This is a genomic window from Desulfobulbus rhabdoformis, from assembly GCF_016919065.1.
Classification (GTDB): Bacteria; Desulfobacterota; Desulfobulbia; order Desulfobulbales; family Desulfobulbaceae; genus Desulfobulbus; species Desulfobulbus rhabdoformis.
Genome location: NZ_JAFFQA010000088.1, coordinates 1 through 6255 on the forward strand (window position 1 = coordinate 1; position 6255 = coordinate 6255).

The following is a 6255-nucleotide window of genomic DNA, read 5'->3' on the forward strand; positions in this document are numbered from 1 at the left end:
TCGGCATGACCTTACCTCGTTGCAGTTGGTGAAAAATAGTGCGGAACGGTCGCCGAAGTAAGGTCGGAACAATCTCATCCAGAATAGTCCGCATTTGGGTATCACTGGGGATAACTCGTACCCCAAAGACACCATGCAGGCTCTCGGGTTGCTCAAGTCGTCTCCCATCGAACGATAACAGCGAAGGGTCTTTTAGCGAAAACATGGCAAAGCCGCTCATTAAAGCGTCCTCCAGCGGGATCGAGGCATTGGCAGCCCGGTGGTCAGGCACCTTTTGTAGATCCTCGCGGATATGGGCGAATAAGGCATCGGCATTGAGGTGAGAACGCATCTTGATTTTGTCCAGAGTCTGAGTTGCTTTGCGGTTACGGTCTATGAAATTTTTGAAGGTCGACATAGGCTTATCCTTGTAAATAGTTGATATCACAAGAAAAAAGCGTTTCGATCCCTCGCCAGATGTCAAGAGATTTTTTCGATTATTCCGATTTTTTTTATGATGTAAAATTAGTTAGTTACATCGACCCATTTATTTGAATGTCCTCAAAAATTTGCGAAAAGCTTATCTTGGGCCTACGCATTTACTGGGCTTCCGGATAAAGCGGGAACTGCTGGCGGAGTCTGGCGCTTACCTCGTTATGCTTAAAATTTTATCCTCGGAGGTAAGCGAAGACTCCGATATCAATCATATGCCTGCGGTAAAATTTTAAGCATGCCTCGAAGTCTACGCTTATCTGACCTTGATTGAAAAATCTACTTATTCAAGACACCCTTTAAATTTTCCAATCACTTGGCGTGAATTGTCGCTTGAAAACCAATTGAGACCAATTAAAAAAAAGAGCCGAACTTGACAGACGTCTCCCTGTTTTGCGATAACAAAATAAAAACGTACATTTTATTGGCAATTCAGGCCTTCACAATCTCCCATGATGCTCGAAAATCATCTGACAAAACAATACCGCCGGGTTCGCTCATGTTGCCTGTTGCTGGCACTTCTCCTCTGTCTGCAATCCTCCGTTTTCGCCGAAATATTACCCCTGCAGCAGGTAAGACACTATACCGCCCAGACTGACATCACAGGTTGGCTCATGAGTGAAAAACTTGATGGGATTCGAGGCTATTGGACAGGGAAGAAGCTCCTGACAAGAACTGGAAAATCTCTGCATGCCCCAGACTGGTTTATAAAACAATTTCCACCGTTTCCATTGGATGGGGAATTATGGCGTAAACGGGATGACTTTCATTTTGTACAAAAAACTGTGCTGGATTCAACTCCATCAACGGATTGGCACCAGATCACCTTTAATGTCTTCGAGGTCCCTGAGGCTGAAGGAACTTTTAGGCAACGCCTCTCCAAATTAGAAGTGTGGCTCCAGTCCCATACATCATCACCCATAAAAATCATTGAGCAGGTCCCCTGTAAAGGAACTGAGCATCTATACAGTTTTCTCCATGAAGTGGAATCAGGGGGTGGCGAAGGCGTCATTGTTAAAAATCCTTCTCTTCCCTTTTCCTCAGGAAGCCATCAAGTGGTCCTCAAGGTAAAATCCTACCAGACCATGGAGGGAGAAGTTATTGGCTATAACCCGGGTAAAGGCCATTTCAAGGCAATGATGGGCAGCCTGACCCTACGCCTTTCAAGTGGACTGGAATGCAAGATCGGAAGTGGCTTTACCCTGTCGGAGCGCAAGAACCCTCCTCCTCTGGGCAGTATTATTGTGATCAAACATCATGGTCTGACGAAAAACGGAGTCCCCCGTTTTGCCACCTATCTGCGAACACGGAAAGATTGAGTGAGGGGGGACAGCACCTTTTCTAGAAAGGCATGAGAACAAGGTAGATGAACTTTCCTGGCTGCATCAATGCACATCCTGTGGAGACGAGTCGATATCGTCCCGCAACGTGTTGTGAATGCTTTTGAAGCGTTCAATATTTTCCAGGAAAAGGTTCAGCAGATCAGGATCAAACTGTGTACCTCTGTTCTTTGCCAGATACTCGGTTGTTTCTTCAAAGTGCCAGGCATTTTTATACACTCGACGGTGCAGGAGAGCGTCAAAAACATCGACAATGGCAACAATGCGACCATAAATATGAATATGTTCGCCCTGCAAGCCCTGAGGGTACCCTGCCCCATTCCAATATTCGTGGTGTTCATGGGCGATGATCGCGGCAGCACCCATTAACTGTTTATCGGAACGGCTTAGGATATCAAACCCAGCTTTGGAGTGTGTCTTGATGATGGCAAATTCTTCTGGGGTCAACTTGCCAGGCTTTTGTAATATTGCATCGGGGATACTTATCTTGCCGATATCATGCAGCGGTGCCGCCCAGCGCAGACACTCACACTCCGCCGCGGAAAGCCCGCACAGTTCAGCGAGAAGCGCACTAAACTGCCCAATCCTCTGGTTATGTCTTCCAGTTTCAGCGCTCCGAAACTCACAGGCATCACCAAGCATCAAAATCACTTCTTTTTGCACAGATTCCATTTGCTGCATGTGGAAACAGCGTAACTGCAGATGAGTCCTGACCCTGGCATTGAGTTCATGGCTGTTGAACGGTTTGGTGACATAATCCACACCGCCCAGTTCGAACCCCTGGATCATGCTCGTGGTATCTGTCTTCGCCGTTAGAAAAATGATTGGGATCTCTCTGGTTGCGGGGTCAGCCTGCAGTTTTTTACAGACCTCGAAACCATCCATGGGTTGCATGAGAATATCCAGCAAAATTAAATCGAAACTTCGTTCTTTGACCCGCGCCAACGCCTGCTCTCCGCTGGTGGCGAAGATTAGATGATACGTCTTGTTTTCCTTGAGGATGTTGATGCCGACCTGGATATTGTTCAGGTCGTCGTCTACAACCAGTATGTTAATCTTTGGCTCCACCAAATTCTTCCTCTTCAAAAGTAAATGTTTGCAACAGTATCGGGTAATCGTTGAGCAGTTGCAACACTTTGCTGATATTAAAACTTTGACTGTACTGCATCATTTCTTCGGCATACTGGCGCAAAGAAAAAAGCTCATGTTCATCGGCCAAGCAGACCAGTGTTTCGCCAAATTCCTGCACCAGACTCATATCTCCCTGATCATGGATACTTTTCCAGCGTTCGTAGAGAGGACCGTTTAATTGGGCAAATGTTTCCTTATCAACGGTACAGCCCTGTACAGGCTCCGATTTTCCCCTCTGCCTGGAGTCCCCCAGCTCATCAGTCCAGGGAAGATATCTGGAAACGAGTGAAAAAAGGTCGGCCCGGGTGATTGGCTTGCGCAGGTGGGCACTGAACCCATAGGCGGTGACCCTGTCAAGATCCTCCACCATGACCGATGCTGTCATCGCGATCACCGGCATCGTTGTCAGGTGGTCGTTTGCCCGTATACGCTCAATTACTGCATAGCCTGACAGATCAGGCATCCGCAGGTCAAGAAGAACGAGATCGACCGGAGTTTTCTCCAACAGTTCCAGGGCCACCTGCCCGCAGTCCGCCTCATGGACAGTGATTGCGGTTTCATGCAGCATCGACCTGATAAGTTTCCGGTTATCAGCGATGTCATCCACCACCAAGAGAGTGGAGGGGTGAAAGGCAAGCGTCTCAGGAGCGACTGTCTGCTCGGTATCCTCGGGCACCGTTTCAGTGGAACGTATGCCAGGGAGGATTACCGTGAAGGTGGCTCCCTGGCCAAGAGTACTTTCCACTGAGATGGTCCCTTGCATCAGATGGGCCAATTTACTGCAGATGGACAATCCCAATCCGGTGCCACCGTATTTGCGATCCAGCCCTTGCTCCTGAGCAAAGGCGTCAAATATATGATTGAGATTCTCCGCTCCGATGCCTATGCCCGTGTCGGTGACCTGCAGGACAAGGGTGCCGGTTGCATCTTCTTGATTATACTCGGCTTTAACCAGCACCTCAACCGCGCCCTTTTCTGTAAATTTGATGGCATTACCCACCAGGTTGAGCAGAATCTGGCGAAGACGCAATCCGTCTATGAGAATGGAATTCGGAACCTGGTCGGCTATCACGCAACTAAAGGCCAACCCCTTTTGCCGCAGTGCTTCCCGGAAAATAATTTCCAACTCAGCCAGCAGGCTTGTAAGATTGACTGATTCTGATTTGAGTTGCAGCTGGCCGGCCTCGATCTTCGACAGGTCGAGGATGTCATTGATCAAACGCAAGAGAGCATTTCCGCCGACTTTGATGGAATTCAGGTAATCCCGCTGCACTGGGTCCCGAATCAACCCTTCAAGGATTTCCGTAAACCCGATGACCGAATTCATAGGTGTGCGGATTTCATGGCTCATATTCGCCAGAAATTCACTCTTCACCTTGGTCGCAAACTCTGCCTGTTCTTTTGCCCGCTGCAGCGCCACATGGGTTGTCAACAGTTCCTCTTCGGTCTGTTTCCTTCGCCCGATTTCCCCCTGCAGACGTCTGTTCCAATAAAGACTGCCCCCAAGAAGCAGGAGAAACCCCGCAACAGCTTTCCACAGCAGTGTGTAATTGATGATCTGGTCATATTCGAGGGCAACCCATCGACGATAAATCTCCTTCTGTTCCGGTGCTTGAATGGTTGCCAAGCCTTTATTTAAAAGTGACACCAACTCCGGCGTCTGTTTTCGGATTCCAAACCGCAACGGAACAGAAAAAGGCGTCACCCCGGCGACTTTAAGATTGGAGAGTTTCAACTGTGCTGTAAAAAAATCCAATGAGGGGATATCGGTTATGCAGGCGTCAAGTTCTCCGTTAGACAGTGCTACCAGCATATGAGCGGTATCCGGAAAAATAACGGTTTTGACATCCGGCTGCTTTGCTCGCAGTAAACCGTCAATCCGATACCCCTTGACCAGGCCTATGCCGCAGCCTGCAAGATCGTCGAGATGGTGGATACTATGATTTTGCTTTTGGGTGACAATGACATTGTCAATGGTGATATGGGCTTTACTGAAATCCATGTAATGGGAACGCTCGGGGTCCTCGGCCACGGCATCGATCAGGTCGATGTCTCCTCCTTGCATTCGGTCCAGGGTTTCCTGCCAGGAAGATGTGCGCTGGGGGATAAAGACTAACCCGGTACGTTGGCTGATAATACGAAGATAATCTGCCATGATGCCCACAAAATGGCCTTTCCTGTCAAAATAAGAGGTCGGGGGAGCCAGAGGATCGACCCCAAGGTTCACTTCCCGGTGGCGGGACAGCCATTTTTTTTCGGCCGCTGTAAGGGCAACATGGTGGGAATCGCTGGTCGGCAGTATCCATCTCTGCTCGATTTGCTGGCGCTGCCCGAACGAGAGATTGGCCAGTCCCTTATCAATGATGCTGCAAAGCGGTTCACTGCCAGGCCTGCAAGCCATACGTAATTTGGTATCGATCAAGTAGACCGGAAGAGCCAAGCGGATTCCCAACAGTCCTTCATTGCGGATTATATGCGAAACCGCCCCCACGCTATCGATATAGCCATCAGCCTTCTTGCTAATGACAACATTCAAGGCTTCTTTGATCGTGTTGACCTGGATTGTGCGGATCGTTGGATAAAGTTTTTGCAGAACGGGTTCGGTATTTGAGCCCTTGACAAAAACAACCGTCTTCCCCGAAAGGTCGGAGAGTTGGGTTACCTCCTGAACGGATTCATTGAGAAAAAGATATTCCTGAATGGAAAAGTAAGGTGCGGAAAAAGAGCAGGTTTTTGCGAGTTTATCGTCAAAATAGATCGCTGGCAGTAGATCAACGGTTCCCCGACGAAGGTACTGCTGCAACCGTCCCCAGTTGCCCTGCACTGAAAAATCGAAATGAAGCCCGATTTCTTGACCAACTGCAAGCAGATAGTCTTTTGCTACTCCCTGCCAGATTCCCTGTTCCCGAAAATCAAAGGGAGCCCATTCACTGCCAGTGCCAACGACAACTGCGGGGTGTTCTCTAATCCATTGTTTTTCCTCTGCACTCAGAGCCAGGGCATTGTCCTGAGGCGGCCTAGGCGCTTCCGAGCCGGTGGCCAGGGTTATGCTGCACAGCAGACAACAAACGAGAAGAAAGCAGAAAGTGGGGAGCATTTTTTTCATCGTCTGTTTTCACCATGTATCAAATCATTCTCAATGGGGGAGATTTCCGCCGTCACAGGTAACGAAAAAGCACCTAGGTCATGAGAATATTTCAGGATAGCATTGTTTTCTTACAAGCGTCAAGTTCGACACAATCACAACACACAGTGTGGATTTTTTTTTGTTGGAACAAACAAGAAAAAAGGCCACAGGCTCACAGCCCCATCC

At 48.6% G+C, this 6255-nt stretch carries 3 protein-coding genes and 1 pseudogene; 1 reads left to right on the top strand and 3 read right to left on the bottom strand.

Annotated elements, in window-relative coordinates:
• Positions 1 to 397: pseudogene (locus JWJ90_RS22240) on the bottom strand (transposase); the annotation flags it as partial.
• 529 nt (positions 398 to 926) lie between these two features.
• On the opposite strand from JWJ90_RS22240, the gene JWJ90_RS22245 reads away from it, so the two are divergent.
• A complete protein-coding gene (locus tag JWJ90_RS22245; protein WP_205229420.1) occupies positions 927 to 1790 on the top strand; it encodes a DNA ligase in 864 nt (287 codons plus the stop codon).
• Positions 1791 to 1856: 66 nt separating this feature from the next.
• On the opposite strand, the gene JWJ90_RS22250 is transcribed toward JWJ90_RS22245, so the two are convergent.
• Both JWJ90_RS22250 and JWJ90_RS22255 read right to left on the bottom strand, forming a co-directional pair.
• Positions 1857 to 2879 carry an HD domain-containing phosphohydrolase gene (locus JWJ90_RS22250; RefSeq protein ID WP_205229418.1) on the bottom strand — a complete coding sequence of 341 codons (1023 nt, stop codon included), beginning with the start codon at positions 2877 to 2879 and terminating at the stop codon, positions 1857 to 1859.
• The gene (locus JWJ90_RS22255) at positions 2863 to 6048 is read right to left on the bottom strand and encodes a transporter substrate-binding domain-containing protein (RefSeq protein ID WP_205229419.1); all 3186 of its coding nucleotides are present in this window, start codon (positions 6046 to 6048) and stop codon (positions 2863 to 2865) included. The genes JWJ90_RS22250 and JWJ90_RS22255 overlap by 17 nt, the downstream gene beginning before the upstream one ends.
• Between the last annotated feature and the right edge of the window lie 207 nt (positions 6049 to 6255).